Below are 17829 nucleotides of genomic sequence, written 5' to 3' on the forward strand. Positions count from 1 at the left end.
ACCGGTAATAATTACTACGAAAACGTCGTGTCAGCACTACTAATGTTGCAATTGGTAACTCCTCCGGAAGAGCTAGAAGCCCGGGTGCAAAAAATCGTTGTCGAAAATAAGCGCAAACGAAACCTCATCAAATACCTCCGGGAAGCAGGGCTTTGGGCCGGGTAACCCCTGCTTCTTAATCCTCCCATCTGCACCTGCGGCCGCGCCCAAATTGAACAGCAGATATTCCCCAAACAGAAATGTGCTCACCCCGAACGAACGAAGTGAGCACACCCATGCGGTAGCCCTACAAGACTAAAACCTACGGCTTAACCGTCCCCTTATTCTTAACCCACCGTTCCATCCACTGGTCCTGTTCCCACAACAGGTGCAGAATTGATTCCTTAGCGCGATAGCCGTGTGATTCCTTGGGCAGCATCACGAGCCGAACCGTAGCACCAAGGCCTTTGAGCGCGTTGAAGTAGCGCTCCGATTGCAGCGGGTAAGTACCCGAGTTATTGTCTGCTTCGCCGTGTACCAATAGTAGCGGCGTTTTCATTTTTTCAGCGTGCATGAAGGGAGACATGGTGTTGTATACCTCCGGCGCTTCCCAGTAAGAGCGTTGTTCGGACTGGAAGCCGAAGGGCGTCAGTGTCCGGTTATAGGCACCGGAGCGGGCAATACCCGCTGCAAATAGGTTGGAGTGACTCAGTAGGTTCGCCACCATGAAGGCACCATAGCTATGGCCGCCGACAGCTACACGCTCCCGATCAACATACCCAAGCTTATCTACCGCGTCAATGGCAGCTTGGGCGTTGCTGACTAACTGCTTGCGGAAGGAGTCATTGGGCTCCGTATCTCCCTCTCCAACAATGGGGAAAGCCGCACCGTCGAGCACGACGTACCCGCGGGTCACCCAGTAAATCGGGCTACCATAGTAGGGGTAGATGAATTCGTTGGGGTTGGCAGTCGACTGGCTCGCGCTGGCCTTGTCCTTATACTCCCGGGGATACGCCCACAGGATCATCGGCATCTTCTCTTTTTTTGCCATGTCATAGCCGACGGGCAGGTACAGCGTGCCAGACAGCTCCAGACCATCTTCCCGCTCGTAGCTGATGACCTCCTTATGCACTTTCCCGAGGGCTTCGAATGGATTTTCGAAGTCCGTTAACTGGGTCAGTTTACCACTTTTTGCGTTCCGGAAGAAGTAGTTGGGGTACTCCGTCGGCGACTCGATTCGTACCATGAGCTGATCCGTTTTCGGATCGTAATCCTGCAGGTTTTCAACTTTGTCGGTGTACTTAGATTGGTAGAGGCGCTCCGTCTTTCCACTCTCCAGGTCCAGCTTGTCAAGGAAAGGAAACTGCCCTTCATCGGAGTAGCCGTCGCCAAGCAGGAAGGCTTCATCACCTTTGAGGGCCAGCACGGAACGCCCGAGGGTATTACGCATCGTAACAAAGTTACCGGGATCGGAATACTGATCCTGATAGTTCCGGTCGGAGATCACTTTGGCTTTCTTGTTGGCGTCCGACGGGTCGAAGACGTAGGTCTTGGTGTTTCGGGTGTCCCACCAACGGTCGTAGGCGACGGCGGTATTGTTGTCTCCCCACTGAATCCCGCGAAAGCGGTTGATGGTTTTGAGCATCGGGATGCCCTTGCCGGAGAACGGGGCGGGCAGGCGGAAGACCTGATCGCGGAACTCGACTTCCTTAGCGGGGTCACCGTCGTCCAGTGCTTCGACGTAGATGAGGCTCGCGGGCCGGTCGTCCCGCCAGCTGACGTTGCGCCGACCGGGCTGGGTAGCCATGAAACCTTTGGGCAGGTCCTCGATCAGTGGTACGGTGTTTACGATGTTGACCCGCTCGCCGTCCTGTTTATACACAGTAGTGACGGAGGGAAAACGACGGTAAGGTACCAGGTAGCTGAACGGTCGCTCAACGTGGGTTACCATCACGTACTTTCCGTCCGGACTAAACGAAATGGAACCGTACATGTCGGTGGGTAGGAAAGCTTCGGACCGGCCGTCGAGCCATACTTTCATGATGGTGGAGCGCGCGAGCTGTTCAAAGTTGTGCTCGTCGTTAGGGTTTTTAAGCAGATCCTGATAGGTCCGGTTCTGGGCCTTTTTGCCATCGGCCGTGGAGATGGTTGGGCCGGTCGGTACGGCAGTAGCGCCGTCAATCAGTGGTTTACGATCCTTCGGTAGTACTTTGATCAGCATCGACTGTCCGTCGTCGAACCAGTTGATGACGTCGCCAAGGTTGGCGTTGATCGGTGTTTCCTTTGCGTCGGTAATTTGCTTTGCCGAAGCGGCCGCTACATCGAGAAACCATATTTCAACTCCGTCGGGAGAAGTGTGAGTCATGGCGACCTTAGTCTGGTCCGGGCTCCAGGTCAGGTTAGACAATTTTGGCTTTTCCGGGAGGCCCATTACCTTTTGTAGTTTGGTGTTTCCCGTCACGCTGCGCACCGCAACGTTATTGTAGTAAGTAGTCCGGCTGCCGATGTTTGTCTTTGGGTCTATTCGCAGCCCGCCTAGCCGCATTTCCTGTTGGCTCAGCTCTTCGATGGATTTGTAGGCATCGCGGTACAATAGTATCATCTGCGATTTATCTTCATCCATCAGCACCGTCGGGGCCAGGGGCACATCGACCAGGTCCATAATTGCTTTGTCGGGCGTTTGGTAGCCAACGTTCTGGGCGCGGACGCTGGTGCAAAGCAGGAATAGTAAAAGCAAGGGGAGGTAATAACGCATGGTATGTTGTTTTTTTGAGGTTAGAACTGGAAGATACGGAAGAAGTTTCAAGTTGCAGGTTGCAGGGGCGCTACGCTCCGGTTGCAGGGGTTGCAGCTACCGCACCAGGCAGTTCGCTGCGCTCGTAAATTTCAGGAAAAATCTAAAAAAACCTGGAAAATTTTGTTGAATTGCCTACGGCAATTTTTTTTCTGCAACCCCTGCAACCCCTGCAACCCCTGCAACCCCTGCAACCCCTGCAACCCCTGCAACCCCTGCAACCCCTGCAACCCCTGCAACCTAGTCCACCACCGCCCGTGCTAAAGCCAAAAACATCTCAGTAGTCCCTAAATCACTACCCGTGGTAAAGCCGGGATTAGCCGAATGCTTCACGATAACCGTATGCGTTGTTGGGTTGATGTAGATGAACTGGTTATAGACACCCACGGCCAGGAATTCTCCCTGGTCTCCCTCCGGGATCCACCACTGATAACCATAACCCAGGCTGTGGGCAGAACTGGTCCGTTCGCCGGGTAGCAGGTGGGGGGCGTCGGGCGTAACCGAAGCATCTACCCACTCAGCGGGAACGACCTGCTTGCCGCGCCAGTTTCCCCGGTGTTCATACATGCTGCCGAGTTTGGCACAATTACGGACGGTGGTATTCAGCCCGCCAAGCGCCATTTCCATACCGTAGTCGTCCGTCAGCCAGTAAGAGTCGTGTTCCATACCTAAGGGGTTCCATAGTTTCTCCTGCGCATAATCCGTAATGCCACGACCGGTCGCCTTCACCAATACCATTCCCAATACGTGGGTGTTGATGCTGACGTAATGGTTGTAAGTTCCAGGTTCATGCTCCCTAACGAGGTCTGCAGCAAAACCGTCCTGACTGGCACCCCAGGCAAAACCCCGCCCCCAACGGTTGATGTCGGACCAAAAGTCGCCATAATCTTCATTGAACGCTACGCCGGATGACATCTGCAGTACATCCTTGATGCTGACCCCTTCGTAGCCCGAACCTTTTAATTCCGGGCAGTATTCGTCCACTTTCTGTTCAATGCTTTTGATGTGCCCTTCGCCTACGGCAATGCCGAAAAGCGCCGAGAGAAACGACTTGGAGACTGACCAGATAATCTGCGGAGTGTCGGCGGTATGCCCGCGCAGGTATTCCTCGTGTACAATGGTATCATTTTGCAGCACCAGCAACCCCGTGGTGTAGGAGGAGTCCAGAAAGGTAGGAACGTCCATCGTCAGCCCGGCGTAGGTGAAGCTGGCGGGCAGCGGATCAACCGATGTATTTGTCGGAAAAGAAACGGGGTTTTCCGCAGCCTCAATTTCCTTGAATGTAATCATCTGGTTTGTCGTCCGGAAATTGTCGACGATGATGTCCCGGTCAAAAAAGTGCATCACCTGGTTGACACGTTTAAGTTTGGGGTAGTAATAAAGCCCGGCGCCCAGTAGAATGACGACAAGGACCAGTAGAACCTTTTGGTAAATTTTCATGCGGGAAAGGTAATTGATTCTTAAGCTAACGGCCGTAGATTCCTGGCTCTCTGAAACCAATTACTGCATCCTGCGGCCGCGCCACTACCTTATAATTACTACCTGCATTAATTCCCGTATTTTTCGGGCATGGCAAAAAAGAACAAATCGAGTATCTCTCTTAACAGCCTGCGAGACTACCTGGTGCAAGTTTCGCTGATCATCATATCACTGCTGATAGCCGTTGGGGTGGACCGCTGTAATCAAAGCGTTAAAAATGAGCGTACGCTCGACGCATACCTTGAGGCCATCCACAAGGAACTGGTGGAAGAAGAGGAGGCCACCAACAACAACCTGGGTGACTGTGAGAAGGACATCGATGGATTGTTAGGGGCCGCCCAGGGCTTCTCCTCCGGCGGGGACGAACAGCTTATACGTGCAATTGGTAGCACGGCTCAGGTCTTCGTCCGGGGTGTTTTCCGGTCTTTTTCGCCTACTTCATTCGACGTGATGATCAATTCAGGTCACGGCCTGTTAATGAAGGACCTGGAGCTTCGTCAAAGCCTGTCGGGCGTCATGGCCTTTCGGGAGAACTACATCAAAGCTGATCTGCTCAGGCATGATGAATTGACGCTGGAAGCAATTGGTGATTTCTCCGAATACCTGGACCTGGACTGTCTGCGACGGGTAGAACCCGCAGCTTTTCTTACGTGCCTAACCGATCGCCAGTTGGCAGAGCAAAACGGAGCCAGAGACCTGGCCGTGCTCCTCCGGCATTCCGAAATTCGTTCCTTCCACCTACAAGCTTATCAACGGCTGCTAAAAAGCGTTATTCCGATGGTGGAAGCGGCGAGGGAGAAATGATCATACAAGTAGTATTTGGTTGGATGAGTCGCTTAATCTTAGCCGGCAGACAAACTTTTGTCCGGCTTCGCCAGGCCAAAAGGATTTGTCGGACGGCCGGTCCGCCCGTCTGACGGGTTGAGCCGGTAACCGCCTACTGCCCGATCTCCAACCCCTCCCGCTCCGCCCAGTTCTCCAGCCGTTGGCGTAATTCCTGCGCTGGAGTAGCATTATGACGCCCATAGAATTGTACGATGCTTCTGCTTTTTACACGGACCTCAATGGTGGCCACACTGTGCCACTCGCCGCTCAACCGAAGCTCCCGGATTGACCAGATGGACGAATGCCGCCGCAGACAGGCCTCGGCATAAGTACCTACACAATGCCGCATATCGCGTCCTTCTTCCGCCAGCTGGTTGCGGTTGGTCAGTTCTACTATCTTCCACTTCCGGAGAGGTCCGTATTTGTTCAGCGTTTCCACCCAACCGGCGACGCCGGAAAGTGGAGGCCAGCGATCGGGGTCGCGTTCTTGCGCTCTGGCAGCATTTCTTTCCGCCTGGCGGCGCTGCGCTTCTTCCTGTCGGGCGTCGATGCGTGCATAATAGGCCGCTGCTTCCCGTTCCAGCTGCTCGATGCTGATGGCATTGACGGCAAAGCCGAACTGGTCACGTACGGCATGGTGCAGGTAACCGAGCAAATGATCCCCCTCGCCGGCGGACCAGTCAAATCGTGCGGCCTGAAGCTTTTGAACGATAGGGTCCATCGTTTCTTTCCAACCGGTCAGGGCTGCGGGCTCCGCTGGCCGACGAAAAAAGCGTTGCAGGGCAAGAGCCATCTCAGTGGATGCTCCCAGCGATAGAAAGAAACAATGCACGTAAGTGTCGGCCTCCCTGTTTCCCAGTTCATTAGGTAATGCAAGAAACTCCTTGGCCATGCGCCTGGAATAAGGCGGGTGGTCGGGTAGTTTGCGCAGGCTTCCCCCCGTAGCCAGCCAGAAGAACGTCTCGCTGTAATACTGGAATTCCTTGGCGCCATTGAAGTACGGCACCCCGTTGTTCCAGAGAATAACCGGCGGCAGGTATTTCACGATGTTGTCAAAGGAAACATTGTAGTAGCTATGCTCCTGTGGGATGTTGGGGACTTCCCTGCGGCGATGGTGCAGCCAGAGTTTGAACCAGTCGGCCAGGTGCTCCTCGTGGCCCGGCTGGCGGCAATCTGGAAATTTATCAAGTAGGGCGGGATAGGCTTCCTCCAGAAAGTCTTGGAGTTCTTCATTGGAGCAGAGCTCGCCGGCTTCGTGAAAGAAGGTTTCGAGCAAGAAGACGTAGGCCAGGCCGCAGGCAACCTGGTCGTTGGCCGGGAAAAATTGGTCCATAAATCTGGCCAGCTGATTGAGCGCCCTCAGCGGAGCCGCCCGCAATGTTCCTAATTCGTTGGGAGCGCAGAGGAAAGGGGGCAGATTTGTCAGTAGCCTCAGGGTATCGGCATCGAGCGTCCGGGCATCGAGATAGAGTAGGACGTCGAAGAGCGGTTCTTCGGCTGTTTTCCGGTCAATCCATGTGTCGAGGTGGTTCTTTATCAGCGGTATCCGTTTGCTTGCCGGAGTGCTTTCCCGTAGTAAATGAGCAAATGGCGTCATCTCTGCCACCAACCGACGGTAAATGACCAACAGGTGGCCCGGCCGGTCGCCCACCAGGTATCTGGTAGGGTCGAGCTGGCTGATTTCCTGATGGAATTCTACTTTCTCCGCTGGTGAGCTGTAGGCTAGTTTGGGGAGTGGGAATGACATGGTGAGGCAGGAATAAAGTACATCTTTTGGTAAATGTAAAGGACCTTGGCAAAAGTTGCGTTTTGGGGCGGGGGCGCAGGTGCAAAAGTAGGGGGGGGTATAGGAGCAAGGCAGGTGAAAGTAATCGCTCGTCGGCCGAGGCGCGACGCAGGAGCTGACTCGTCCGCCGAGAGATTCCGTATCTATAACGACCTCTCGGCCGACGAGTCAGGCCTTTCAGGCCGCCTCGGCGGACGAGCGGTCTTACCGAGGCTACTTGAATTCTTATCACCCCACATCCGATGTGTAAAATCCCACCTACCTTAGCCCCATGTCCATATTCCCCAACATTGACCTGATTGGCCAGCCAGAGTACGCCGAAGCCCTGCGGAAGCTGTCGCCCAACGCCGTAGCGGGCGTAGACACCTTGGTTGTTTATGACACCGACCTGGCGTTTCTCTCCCGTGTGCTCAACGCTGCGGGGTATGATGATCCGGCGCTGCAATTACACCTGCTGGGCTGGTCTCCGGATCAGGGGGATATCGACATGGCCGGCCTGGTCCGTCACTTGAAAATCAGGAAAGTGATGTTGTTCGGTCAGGAACTTAAGGGCCTGGGGCTTCACTTCAACGTGGCCGACTACTTCCCGGTGGAAGTGTCTGGTTGTACCTACCTGGTCTGTCCATCCGCAGAAACGATTGCTACGGCAAAAGCTAATGGAGACAACGGCCCCGCCGGTGCGCTGTGGCGGGCAGTGAAAGCCCAATTTATGAACCCGCAATAGTCCACCGACTTAAGCTACCTATGAGCCCAATCACGAAACTGGTTTTTGCGACCAACAATGCCCACAAAATAGCCGAGATCAAAGCCCAGCTTGGTGAGGCGTATGACTTTCAGAGCCTGGCGTCCATCGGCTGCCACGAGGACGTCCCCGAAACCTCGCCCACGCTGGCGGGCAATGCCGAACAAAAGGCCCGTTACGTCAAGGAAAAATACGGCTACGATTGCTTCAGCGAAGACACCGGCCTGGAGGTCGATGCCCTCAACGGCGCACCGGGGGTGATCACCGCCCGATACGCCGGACCCGCGCGCAGCGCGGAAGCCAATACGGCCAAAATATTTGCCGAATTGTCCGGGAAAACAGATCGTACGGCCCGGTTCCGTACGTTCATCTGCCTGGTCATGAACGGCGAGGAACACCTCTTTGAAGGCCGCTGTGAAGGCCGGATCAGTGAAGAAGTCAGGGGGGGAGAAGGGTTTGGTTATGACCCCATTTTTATCCCCGCAGAAGGAGATGGGCGGACGTTTGCCGAGATGAACGGAGCTGAAAAACGCAAATACAGTCATCGTGCCCGGGCAATGGCTAAGCTGAGTGACTTTTTACGGGAAAATGCCGCCAGCTGATGCGGACACTGATTCCAATCCTTTTACTGGCCGTCCTCGGTTATACAGGTTGGTACTACTGGGAACAGTATACGGATAAGCCCCTTAGGGCGAACCTGGTCGCTACGTCCATCGCAGACTTGAAACAAGTATTCATTACTGATGGCGTAACCGAAGATTTTGCCCTGGTCAGAATGGAGGGTACGGAGGACTGGGCGGTAAAACGGGAAATTACGGAGCTTTACGACCAGTCAGAGAAGGTCCGGAAATTACTAAATGGATTGGCCGGAATACGGACCGATTCCATCATGCGGAGTTTCCCGGAGGATGGATTCATTTCTCTGGTGCTGGAAAGTGAAGGGCGGTCAGAACTCGTCGATCTGTTCTTTTCAGAAGAGGGCAGGCACCTGGCCAGAAGAGGCGTGACGGGGGATGTTTTTGCCCTTAATGCCACGACGCTCGGGGGCATACAACCATTGTTAAGGTTTGAAAATTACCGGGAGCGTCGCCTGCTCCGCATCTTACCCGAGCGGATTGATAGCATAACGGCGGTCAGCAATGATTCCATTCACTGGAAGAGTAAGCTGCCAGAAGCCGTATTGCTCGCTAAAACTTTCATTGCACCTGCGACCGCGCCCTATGCCGAATATTTTGATGAAATAATGGACCGCGATAAGCATTTTGCTACCCTGAGCCTGTTCGCCAATGGAGAACCTCACCGAATCGAAGTGTACCTGGATTCTTTGTGGCCCAAGCCCTATGTGTTGGTTGGGGAAGATTATCCGCGTCGGTTTTTGGCGGTGGACAGCTTGAGGTAGGTTTCAGGTTTCAGGTTTCAGGTTTCAGGTTGCAAGGGTTGCAGGTTGCAAGGGTTGCAACCTGCAACTGGAGTGAAGCGACCCTGCAACACCTGCAACGGAGCGGAGCAACTCGTGCAACCTGCAACGTGAGCGAAGCGAACTTCTGCAACCGGAGCGCAGCGACCCTGCAACAAGGGGCGCAGTCCCCCCCCCCGACAACCCTTCCGCCCCCCAAACGTTATCCCAGTCCATTTCCCCGACCAATGAACATACGTCTTCTAATTTTCCTTGCTATCCTCCTGGCCCTCGATATTTACGCCTTTCAGGCCATCAGGAGCTGGCTGTCTCCCTACAAACCAGCCGTGCGTAAGCTCGGCTTTACCATTTACTGGGGCATCTCCCTGGTGGCTTTTACGCTACTGTTGCTTAACGTCTTCGAGGTGGTGGACGACTGGGGGAAAACGGCCAAACTATTCGTCCGGGTGGGGCTTTTCCTTTTCTGGATCTGCAAATTGCCCATCATTATCCTCCTTGGCGTTGACGATCTGAGACGCGGAGTAACCTGGGTCATCAATAAAGTCAGCCCGGTTTCGGAGCGGGATACCAGTCGCTCCCGATTCCTGTCAATGGCCGGTCTGGTGGCCGGTGGCGTACCCCTGACTATGCTGACTTACGGGGTGGTCCGCAACGCCTATCGTTATCGTCGCTTCGCTGAGGATATCGAGATCAGGGATTTGCCCGCCGGCCTGGAGGGATTGAAAGTTGTGCAGATCAGCGACATGCATTCTGGTAGCTGGACGCAATCCGAACCGCTGAAGGCGGCGGTGGAGATGATCAATGCTGAGAACCCCGACATCGTCTGCTTTACCGGTGATCTGGTCAATAATATTGCTACGGAGATGCTGCCTTACGTCGACATTTTTAAGCAGGTCAAGGGAAAGTACGGTGTGTACAGTATTCTGGGTAACCACGATTATGGGGACTACTACGACTGGGGGCATCCGCGCGGGAGCGCGGAGCGGGAAGCCGCGCAGGAGGCCAACATGCAGCAACTGTACCAAATCCACGCCGACCTCGGCTGGGATCTGCTCCGGGACGAAAACCGCCTGCTCGATATCAATGGGCACAAACTCGGCATCCTGGGCGTCGAGAACTGGGGCTCAGCTTTTCGCTTCCCCCGCAAAGCCGACCTGGCGAAGGCCACTGCCGGGACGGAGAATTGCGACTGTAAGATTCTGCTAAGTCATGACCCCACGCACTGGGACGCTAAAATCCGCCCTGGCTATCCTGACATCGACCTGACCCTTAGCGGGCATACCCACGGTTTCCAGTTCGGAGTGGAAATTCCCGGATTTAAGTGGAGCCCCGCCCAGTACCTCTACAAGCAATGGGCTGGTCTTTACACGGAAGGCAATCAATCTTTGTATGTGAACCGGGGACTTGGCTTCCTGGGTTACCCGGGTCGGGTGGGGATTCTGCCGGAGGTTACGGTGCTTACGCTTAGACGCGCCGTCTAGTAGACGCAAATTCGCTACGCTCTTTGCTTGGTAGACTGCCTTCGGCATCGGTAGAGGGTAGCCTATCAACGCGAATCAAGAGCTAAAGTGAATCTTTCTACTTTACAATGAACTTGGGATTCAGCGAATAATTGAAGGAGAGAATGAAAGAATAGGCTGCCGCACTAACCAATCGCTTCGCTACGGTGCACTTCGTGGCTACCTTTGGTAGTCGTTCGCGATGGTGAGCAAGCGTAGCCCAGTGAATGGTGCTTGCGGTAGCCATTCCATTATTCACCGTTTGATTGCCAGCGCGACTGTTTCAACAGATAAGTGCTCGTTTTAGCCCTTGATTCGCGTTATCAATCCACTAAAGCCATGCAGCGGTCGTCTATCCAAGCAGATCAGCCAGCGCTCCTTCCAGCTCAGGAAACTTAAATTTAAAACCTTCTGCCTCTAATTTGGCTGAAGAACAGCGCGTGCTGTCTAGGACGGTATGGCTCATTTCGCCGAGGGCAATTTTGAGGGCGAAGGCTGGCGCGGGGATGACCAGCGCGGGTTTTCCCTTTGCCGGGCCGAGGGCGGCAGCCATCGTTTTGTTACGGGCAGGGTGGGGGGCCACGGCGTTGTAGGTGCCGGTAAGCTGGTGCTCAATGGCGTACACAAAGGTCTCCACCATATCATCAATATGAATCCAGGAGTAGAATTGTGCGCCGTTTCCGAAGTAGGTGGAGATAAAGAAGTTTAGCGGGATCAGCATTTTCTCCAACGCACCATTATCGGGGTGCAAAACAATGCCGGTCCGGTTGATGCAGACCGGAATGCCCTGATCGCGCACGGCGTCTACGGATGCTTCCCACTGGAGGCAGCTTTCGCTGAGGAACCCACTTCCGGGGCCGTGCGCTTCGGTCATCAGTTTTTCGCCCTGGTTGCCGTAGTAGCCTACGGCGCTGGAGTTGAGGTAAAGTTTCGGCCTGATGTGCAGTCGCTTCAGTGTATCGGCCAGTAATTTGGTGCTGTCCGTTCGGCTGGAGATGATGAGTTGCTTACGCTTGTCCGTCCAGCGCTGGTCTGCGATGCCAGCCCCGGTAAGGTTGATGATGTACGCCACACTTCTAAAGGCCGCATCATCAATGGTCTGCTTCTCTACATCCCACTGGAAGGTCTCGAAGGGACTGTCCGGTCGCTTACTCCGGCTCAGGTGCCGTACTTCGTGCCCTTTTTCTTTCAACCGTTCACTGAGATGTTTGCCGATAAATCCGGTACCGCCGCCAATTAGTATTGTTGCCATGATGGTTAAAGTAGTCTTAGGTGCAAAGTGTTCAAAATAAGAAGCGACTGGTGAAAAAATGGCCAACTCTTATAACTGAAGCATGAAATTCGCTTTAGAGAAGGCTTTTAAAATTAAAAAATGGCTGGGTTCTCGAAAAATGGCTTATATTTGGCTCACCAAACTGGTGCACCACTTTGAAGAACCAACCTGGTGAACCAATATTAGATACCTTGAATTGAGAACTTTTCTGGATTTCGTGACAGGATAAATAAAAGAAAAGTAGTAGGCGAAAATGCCTTTTTTGGCAAAAAAGCATACGGAACTCAGTCTTTCTACTCACAGCTTATCGAAAATGCAAAACGTATGAATTTAAGAAATCAACTAATCTTAGTAGGAATATTCTTACTGAATATTTCAATCTACGCCCAAGACGCAACCCGTACCTTAACTGGTACGGTGACGGACACAGACGGCTTTGAGCTTATCGGTGTCAATATAATTATAACCGGCACCTCCAAGGGAACTACTACTGACTATGACGGGAACTACGAGTTGACCGTCAATACTGGTGATGTAATACAATTTTCCTACACAGGTTACCTGTCCCAGGATGTCACAATTTCAAATCAGACAGTAGTGGACATTACCTTGTCAGCAGATGCCGAGATTTTGGAAGAAGTTGTTGTAGTCGGTTATGGCTCTCGTAAGAAGAGTGACATTACCGGAGCTACAGCTAGGGTAAGTACTGAAGAACTGACTGCATTTCCCGTATTGGATGCGGCCCAGGCACTTCAAGGACGCGCAGCTGGTGTAGTTGTTCAGTCTAATAACGGTGGTGAGCCAGGAGCCCCGATCAACATTAAAATTAGAGGTAACACTTCTATTAGTGCGAACAGTTCTCCACTGATTGTTGTCGATGGATTTGTAGGTGCAACTATGCCACAAGCTAATGATATCGCTTCGATGGAGGTGTTGAAGGACGCGTCTGCAACAGCTATTTACGGTTCAAGAGGCTCGAACGGTGTTGTTCTGGTAACTACCAAGAAAGGTAAAAGTGGTAAGTTGACAGTTGAGCTCAATTCTACTTATGCCGTTCAAAACACGGCCAATAAACTTGACTTGTTGAATGCTAATGAATTTGCGGCTTATCAAAATCAAATTCGGGCTAACCAGGGTAATTCTACTCCTTACCCTCAAGGTGCTGCTGATACGGATTGGCAAGACTTGATTTACCAATCTGGTAATACACAGAATCACCAGCTTTCTTTCTCAGGGGGGTCAGACAAAGTAAACTTTTACGCTTCCGGTAATTATTTTGACCAAACTGGTATTGTCGTTAATTCTGGATTCGAAAGATCAACATTCTTAACGAACGTAGATGCACAGGTAACAGACAAGTTCAAAATGGGCATTAACCTTTTTGGCAGCAGAGGTGCTAAAAACGGCGTTACTACTCAATCAGACGGTTCGGTTACTGTTGGTGGAGATGATGTGATTTCTTTAGCTATGAGATTTGCACCAGACAAGCCAGTATTTAATGAAGATGGCAGCTTCACTACGAATGATGCCGTTGGCGATGAAGTTGATAACCCGTTTGCAGTTGCAACCGCAAGGGTGGATGAGACTACCACAAATAATTTCCGGGCTAACTTTTATGCGAGTTATGACCTCATGAAAAACCTGACGTTCAAAACGACATTTGGTTTAAGTAGCAGAAATGAGACTCAAGGTGTTTATCAGCCGTCATCTTTAGAAATTACGGCATCTGCTGTAAACGGAAGAGCAAGGGTTATAAATGAAAACAGGAAAACTATCTTGAGTGAAAATTACCTGACCTACAATACTGACCTGGGAAATGGTAGTCTGACTTTATTGGGTGGATACTCTTACCAAAAGAATGACTCTGAGGTATTTGCTGCAGCAGGTACAGGTTTCCTGTCGGATGCTTTTTCTTACTATGCTTTAGGTACTGCTACGGGTCTGTTACAACCTGGTTCTGGATTGTCCAAAGTAGAGATTCTATCTCAATTCGGAAGAGTAAACTACGACTACAATAATAAATACTTGTTTACTGCTACCGTTAGACGAGATGGAGCGTCAAATTTTGCCGCGAATGAAAAATATGCGATTTTCCCATCAGCTGCCTTTGGTTGGAAAATCTCCAATGAGGATTTTTTAATTGACAATCCAACTATTTCCAGCTTGAAATTGAGACTGAGCTATGGTGCTACAGGTAACCCGGCAATCAGCCCTTACCAATCGTTAGCAAGGTTTGCGAGTCTTTATGCTTCAAGAGAGGGACAAACTGTATTTGCCATTACGCCAGACCAGCCGGCAAACCCAAATCTTAAGTGGGAAACATCTTACCAATCAAACTTTGGTATAGATTTAGGCTTGATCGATAATAGAATTAATCTGTCCTTCGATTACTATAACATTGACACTAAAGACTTGATCTTAGGAAACAATGGTATCCCTGAATACTTCGGTAACCAGAATGATCAAATCCTTACTAATCTTGGTGAGATCAACAACAGGGGATTCGAAATTTCCTTGAATACGAAGAACATCGTTAGAGGTGATTTCAGATGGAGCACAGACTTTAACCTGTCTGCAAATAAAAACGAAGTAGCAGCTTTGATCAACGATGCCGATATATTTGGCAACGCTGCTCCAAGTTATTTCAGCCATGACCGGAGTTACATCCTGAGAGTAGGTGAAGAAGTTGGTCTTTTCTGGGGCTATGATTATGCTGGTGTTTACCAAGGAGGTGATCTGCCTTCAGGCACGCAAACCCTGGCAGGTGGTGTAGCAGGTGATCCATTGTTTGTAGATACCGACGGTAATGGTGAAATCACTGAAGCAGATAGAACAACTATTGGGAACCCTAATCCAGACTTCTCTTTTGGATTTACCAACAGTTTCACTTATAAGAACTTTGACTTGAACATCTTTTTCCAGGGCTCTCAGGGTGGAGACATTTTCAATATGACCAATGTACAGTTGAATAATGGCGATGCAAATACTACCCGGGACTACGTTAACAGTGCCTGGACAAGCTCAAATACCGATACCAATACTCCTCGTGTTGGAAACAACAGTAACCGAGAGATCTCATCTCGCTTTGTAGAGGATGGTAGCTACATCAGATTAAAGAATGTAGCTTTAGGGTTCAACATGCCTTCAAGTGTTACTGATAAGTTGAATATAGGTAGCCTGAGGTTGTCTGTTAGTGCTCAGAATCTGCTTACTTTCACTAACTATTCCGGCTTAGATCCTGAAGTAAACTACTTTGGTGCCAGCGGCAATAATAGTGCGTCAAGCAATGTTGTTCAAGGATTTGACTTTGGAAACTACCCAACCGTAAAATCGGTTAACTTTAGCCTCAACTTGAAGTTCTAGTATAGAATCCAAATTGTACATCAAATCCGTATGTACACTTGACAATAAGTAGTTTACACTTTTTAATTTATTACAAAGTTGTAGAGTGTAAACTACTTTTTAATTCATTCTTCAGTTTTAATAAAAAAAAGCATGAAATATTTAAAGTATTTGTTCCTTGCATTAGGAATGTCAATTGTCGGATGTTCCGACCTTATAGAAGAACCCGTTGGCTTACTGGCACCGGATGGTTTCTTTAAAACCACAACCGATATCCAAACAGCTGTCGATGGCGCGTATACACACGCAATCAATGAAAAATTCTGGGGAAGGAAACTTTCCATAGCACTAATGCTCCGTTCTGATATGGTAGATCTTGCTTCAAACGAAACAAGAAGGGTGGAGATGAATGAATTCACTACTCTGGCTAGTAATGGAATGCTTAGCGAATTTTGGCCAAAAACTTACCAAGGAATTGCTGCCGCTAATCAAGCAATTGCAGGAGCTGAAAATGTAGATGCATCCGAAGCAATTAAAAACCCGGTTACTGCACAAGCATACTTTATCAGGGCATTTTATTACTTTCATTTGGTAAGACAATTTGGAGCAGTTCCCTATATCGATGCACCAATAACAGATGCTGACGCTGCAGCCGCAATTAGTAAAACCTCAGCTGCTGACGTTTATGCTAACATTATTGCAGACTTGGAATATGCTAAACAATGGTTGCCCAATACACAACCTTCCCGGGCTATTCCTGCTAAATCAGCAGCGAGTGCTTACTTAGCTTTGGTGCATTTGACGATGGGTGACTACCAAAATGCGTTTGACGAGGCTAAAGAAGTGATTGACAATAAGGCAACTTATGACTTAGCTTTAGAAGCAGATTTTCAGACACTATTTAATGCCAATCTGATTGATGGTTCTAAAGAACCAATTTTTGCATTAGATTATAACAACGTTGAAGCTCCTGATAATGCCTATGATCAAATCGCTCCAATGACTGGTATCCGAGGAGACGACAGAAATTCAGGAGGTGGTTGGTCCGTTGCAGTTCCTGCGCTTGCAGTGTATGACACATGGCCTGCAGGGGATTACAGAAGAGCGGTTAGTTTGGATGAGCAAGCATCAATTGATGGTAATGTAGTTGAGTACACCAATTTTATTGTAAGTGGACATCAATTTGCTAAAAATCAACCATATATAGCAAAATATACCCGCTTTCCCGGACCATTTGCACGCGGAAATGCCAGAGCAACAAGCCATAACTATTCTATGTTGCGTTATGCAGAAGTGCTGTTGATCGCTGCAGAAGCAGCTGTTGAACTGGGAAACAACGCGTCGGCAACTACCTATATGAATGAGGTAAGAGCAAGAGCACGAGCTGGTGGATCATGGTTGGACACGGCACCAAGTGCTGTTCCCGCAGACATCACCGGCACTGTAACAGTTGCTGACGTTCTGGAAGAGCGCAGATTCGAGTTTGCTTTTGAATGTAAGCGTTGGTACGATATCGCCCGTAGACGAATTGGTGGTGAGGTATTTAGTGCTAATGGCTTAGAAGGAGCAAAACCTGAATTTAGTGCGGATGACTATTTATTGCCATTACCTGGAGATGAGATAGAGAGAAACACTAACCTAACTCAGAACCCCGGTTATTAAAACTACTTGGGCATCGATCGGTGCCTAGATGAAATGATGCAAAGGTTTGTCAACGGCTAATGAGCTGGTTATTAGCCCGGTAGCCGTTGACAAACCTTTAGTTTTATTGGATGGGGAAGGTTTTGAAATTAGCAGTATTCTGCAAAAAAAACTATGAAAAACTGGTGAACCAATTTTGCGGCCCCATTTTTTTAAACTAATTTGCCCCAATGAAACTTGATTCACTTGTAAAAAACGACAGTAATGAAGTCCTGACCCGGATTATTTCCAACATCCGGGATTTGATCAATTACAAAAACTTGGAACCGGGCGATAAGCTGCCTTCAGAAAGAGTCCTGGCGGAAAAGTTTGGCGTCAGCCGAAGGAATATCCGGGAGGCTATTGAAACTCTTGAGTTTTACAAGCTGCTTAAATCAATTCCACAGTCTGGGACATTCATCGCCAATATCGGACAAGTTGCCTTGAACGGAATGGTCGATGATATTCTGAGGCTAAGGGGGCATGACTTTAAGTCATTGGTGGAAACCAGGCTACTACTGGAGTCCAAGGCAGTGGAATTGGCGGCCAAAAGAAGAACGGAAGAAGACCTGGAGTTGATTGGCGTCGCACTTGATAGCTATAGGAAGAAGGTAGTTAATCGTGAAGATGCCTTACAGGAAGATCTGCTGTTTCATTTAGCTATTGCGAGGGCAAGTGGAAATAGTACGATGAATGCATTAATGCTGCAGATCACCCCCAAAATCATTTCAGTTTTTGAAAACAATCGCGTTTGTGATGATAAAGAAGATGTTACGAACCTTCGTAAACATGAACTTATCTTCGAAGCGATTAAAAATCAAAATGTAGAAATGGCCGTCAAAAGTATGGAGGAGCATTTTGCCACACTAGTCCAGTTTTGTGACAACTTTGAAGAAAGTAAATAAGGGGGGATTTAATCATTAGGTCACTTTTTTGATAAAACTATGTATCGCACGTAGTCGGAGAATCCTCTGGATTCGCTACTACCGAAGTACCATTAACTAAACAACAAA

General features: G+C 50.0%; 13 protein-coding genes. 9 read left to right on the forward strand and 4 right to left on the reverse strand.

The window, feature by feature from the left end; genetic code table 11:
* Positions 1–27: 27 nt before the first annotated feature.
* Positions 28–165, forward strand: coding sequence for a hypothetical protein (locus B036_RS33695; protein WP_157472247.1), 138 nt, complete (start codon positions 28–30; stop codon positions 163–165).
* 136 nt (positions 166–301) lie between these two features.
* On the opposite strand, the gene B036_RS0119795 is transcribed toward B036_RS33695, so the two are convergent.
* Both B036_RS0119795 and B036_RS0119805 read right to left on the reverse strand, forming a co-directional pair.
* Complete coding sequence (locus B036_RS0119795; protein ID WP_020570470.1) at positions 302–2734, reverse strand: alpha/beta hydrolase family protein; 2433 nt, start codon at positions 2732–2734, stop codon at positions 302–304.
* A gap of 279 nt (positions 2735–3013) precedes the next feature.
* Complete coding sequence (locus tag B036_RS0119805) at positions 3014–4213, reverse strand: serine hydrolase domain-containing protein (RefSeq protein ID WP_020570472.1); 1200 nt, start codon at positions 4211–4213, stop codon at positions 3014–3016.
* Between the two features lie 129 nt (positions 4214–4342).
* Here B036_RS0119805 and B036_RS0119810 point away from each other — a divergent pair, with 129 nt between their 5' ends.
* The gene (locus B036_RS0119810) at positions 4343–5056 is read left to right on the forward strand and encodes a hypothetical protein (protein ID WP_020570473.1); all 714 of its coding nucleotides are present in this window, start codon (positions 4343–4345) and stop codon (positions 5054–5056) included.
* Between the two features lie 133 nt (positions 5057–5189).
* Here B036_RS0119810 and B036_RS0119815 read toward each other — a convergent pair whose 3' ends face one another.
* On the reverse strand, positions 5190–6824 hold the full coding sequence (locus B036_RS0119815) for a PcfJ domain-containing protein (protein WP_020570474.1): 1635 nt from the start codon (positions 6822–6824) through the stop codon (positions 5190–5192).
* Between the two features lie 310 nt (positions 6825–7134).
* Between B036_RS0119815 and B036_RS0119820 the strand changes: the two genes are divergently transcribed.
* The 4 genes from B036_RS0119820 (at position 7135) to B036_RS0119835 (ending at position 10503) form a co-directional block, all read left to right on the forward strand.
* The gene (locus B036_RS0119820) at positions 7135–7587 is read left to right on the forward strand and encodes a hypothetical protein (RefSeq protein ID WP_020570475.1); all 453 of its coding nucleotides are present in this window, start codon (positions 7135–7137) and stop codon (positions 7585–7587) included.
* A gap of 20 nt (positions 7588–7607) precedes the next feature.
* On the forward strand, positions 7608–8207 hold the full coding sequence (rdgB, locus tag B036_RS0119825; RefSeq protein WP_020570476.1) for an RdgB/HAM1 family non-canonical purine NTP pyrophosphatase: 600 nt from the start codon (positions 7608–7610) through the stop codon (positions 8205–8207).
* Positions 8207–9004: a hypothetical protein gene (locus B036_RS0119830; protein WP_020570477.1), complete on the forward strand. Its 798-nt coding sequence runs from the start codon at positions 8207–8209 to the stop codon at positions 9002–9004. The genes rdgB and B036_RS0119830 overlap by 1 nt, the downstream gene beginning before the upstream one ends.
* Positions 9005–9249: 245 nt before the next feature.
* Positions 9250–10503 carry a metallophosphoesterase gene (locus B036_RS0119835; protein ID WP_020570478.1) on the forward strand — a complete coding sequence of 418 codons (1254 nt, stop codon included), beginning with the start codon at positions 9250–9252 and terminating at the stop codon, positions 10501–10503.
* A 370-nt stretch (positions 10504–10873) separates the two neighbouring features.
* Here B036_RS0119835 and B036_RS0119840 read toward each other — a convergent pair whose 3' ends face one another.
* Positions 10874–11773 carry a TIGR01777 family oxidoreductase gene (locus B036_RS0119840; protein ID WP_026232155.1) on the reverse strand — a complete coding sequence of 300 codons (900 nt, stop codon included), beginning with the start codon at positions 11771–11773 and terminating at the stop codon, positions 10874–10876.
* Positions 11774–12118: 345 nt separating this feature from the next.
* Between B036_RS0119840 and B036_RS0119850 the strand changes: the two genes are divergently transcribed.
* From B036_RS0119850 to B036_RS0119865, 3 genes are all read left to right on the forward strand, one after another.
* The gene (locus B036_RS0119850) at positions 12119–15157 is read left to right on the forward strand and encodes a SusC/RagA family TonB-linked outer membrane protein (RefSeq protein ID WP_020570481.1); all 3039 of its coding nucleotides are present in this window, start codon (positions 12119–12121) and stop codon (positions 15155–15157) included.
* 132 nt (positions 15158–15289) lie between these two features.
* Positions 15290–16798 carry a RagB/SusD family nutrient uptake outer membrane protein gene (locus tag B036_RS0119855; protein WP_020570482.1) on the forward strand — a complete coding sequence of 503 codons (1509 nt, stop codon included), beginning with the start codon at positions 15290–15292 and terminating at the stop codon, positions 16796–16798.
* Between the two features lie 209 nt (positions 16799–17007).
* Positions 17008–17721 carry a FadR/GntR family transcriptional regulator gene (locus B036_RS0119865; RefSeq protein WP_020570484.1) on the forward strand — a complete coding sequence of 238 codons (714 nt, stop codon included), beginning with the start codon at positions 17008–17010 and terminating at the stop codon, positions 17719–17721.
* Positions 17722–17829: the final 108 nt, after the last annotated feature.

This window comes from Neolewinella persica DSM 23188 (genome assembly GCF_000373105.1).
Lineage (GTDB): Bacteria > Bacteroidota > Bacteroidia > Chitinophagales > Saprospiraceae > Neolewinella > Neolewinella persica.

Coding starts and splice junctions, on each gene's coding strand:
- B036_RS0119795 (WP_020570470.1), bottom strand. CDS start 2,734: ATGCGTTATTACCTCCCCTTGCTTTTACTATTCCTGCTTTGCACCAGC.
- B036_RS0119805 (WP_020570472.1), bottom strand. CDS start 4,213: ATGAAAATTTACCAAAAGGTTCTACTGGTCCTTGTCGTCATTCTACTG.
- B036_RS0119810 (WP_020570473.1), top strand. CDS start 4,343: ATGGCAAAAAAGAACAAATCGAGTATCTCTCTTAACAGCCTGCGAGAC.
- B036_RS0119815 (WP_020570474.1), bottom strand. CDS start 6,824: ATGTCATTCCCACTCCCCAAACTAGCCTACAGCTCACCAGCGGAGAAA.
- B036_RS0119820 (WP_020570475.1), top strand. CDS start 7,135: ATGTCCATATTCCCCAACATTGACCTGATTGGCCAGCCAGAGTACGCC.
- rdgB (WP_020570476.1), top strand. CDS start 7,608: ATGAGCCCAATCACGAAACTGGTTTTTGCGACCAACAATGCCCACAAA.
- B036_RS0119830 (WP_020570477.1), top strand. CDS start 8,207: ATGCGGACACTGATTCCAATCCTTTTACTGGCCGTCCTCGGTTATACA.
- B036_RS0119835 (WP_020570478.1), top strand. CDS start 9,250: ATGAACATACGTCTTCTAATTTTCCTTGCTATCCTCCTGGCCCTCGAT.
- B036_RS0119840 (WP_026232155.1), bottom strand. CDS start 11,773: ATGGCAACAATACTAATTGGCGGCGGTACCGGATTTATCGGCAAACAT.
- B036_RS0119850 (WP_020570481.1), top strand. CDS start 12,119: ATGAATTTAAGAAATCAACTAATCTTAGTAGGAATATTCTTACTGAAT.
- B036_RS0119855 (WP_020570482.1), top strand. CDS start 15,290: ATGAAATATTTAAAGTATTTGTTCCTTGCATTAGGAATGTCAATTGTC.
- B036_RS0119865 (WP_020570484.1), top strand. CDS start 17,008: ATGAAACTTGATTCACTTGTAAAAAACGACAGTAATGAAGTCCTGACC.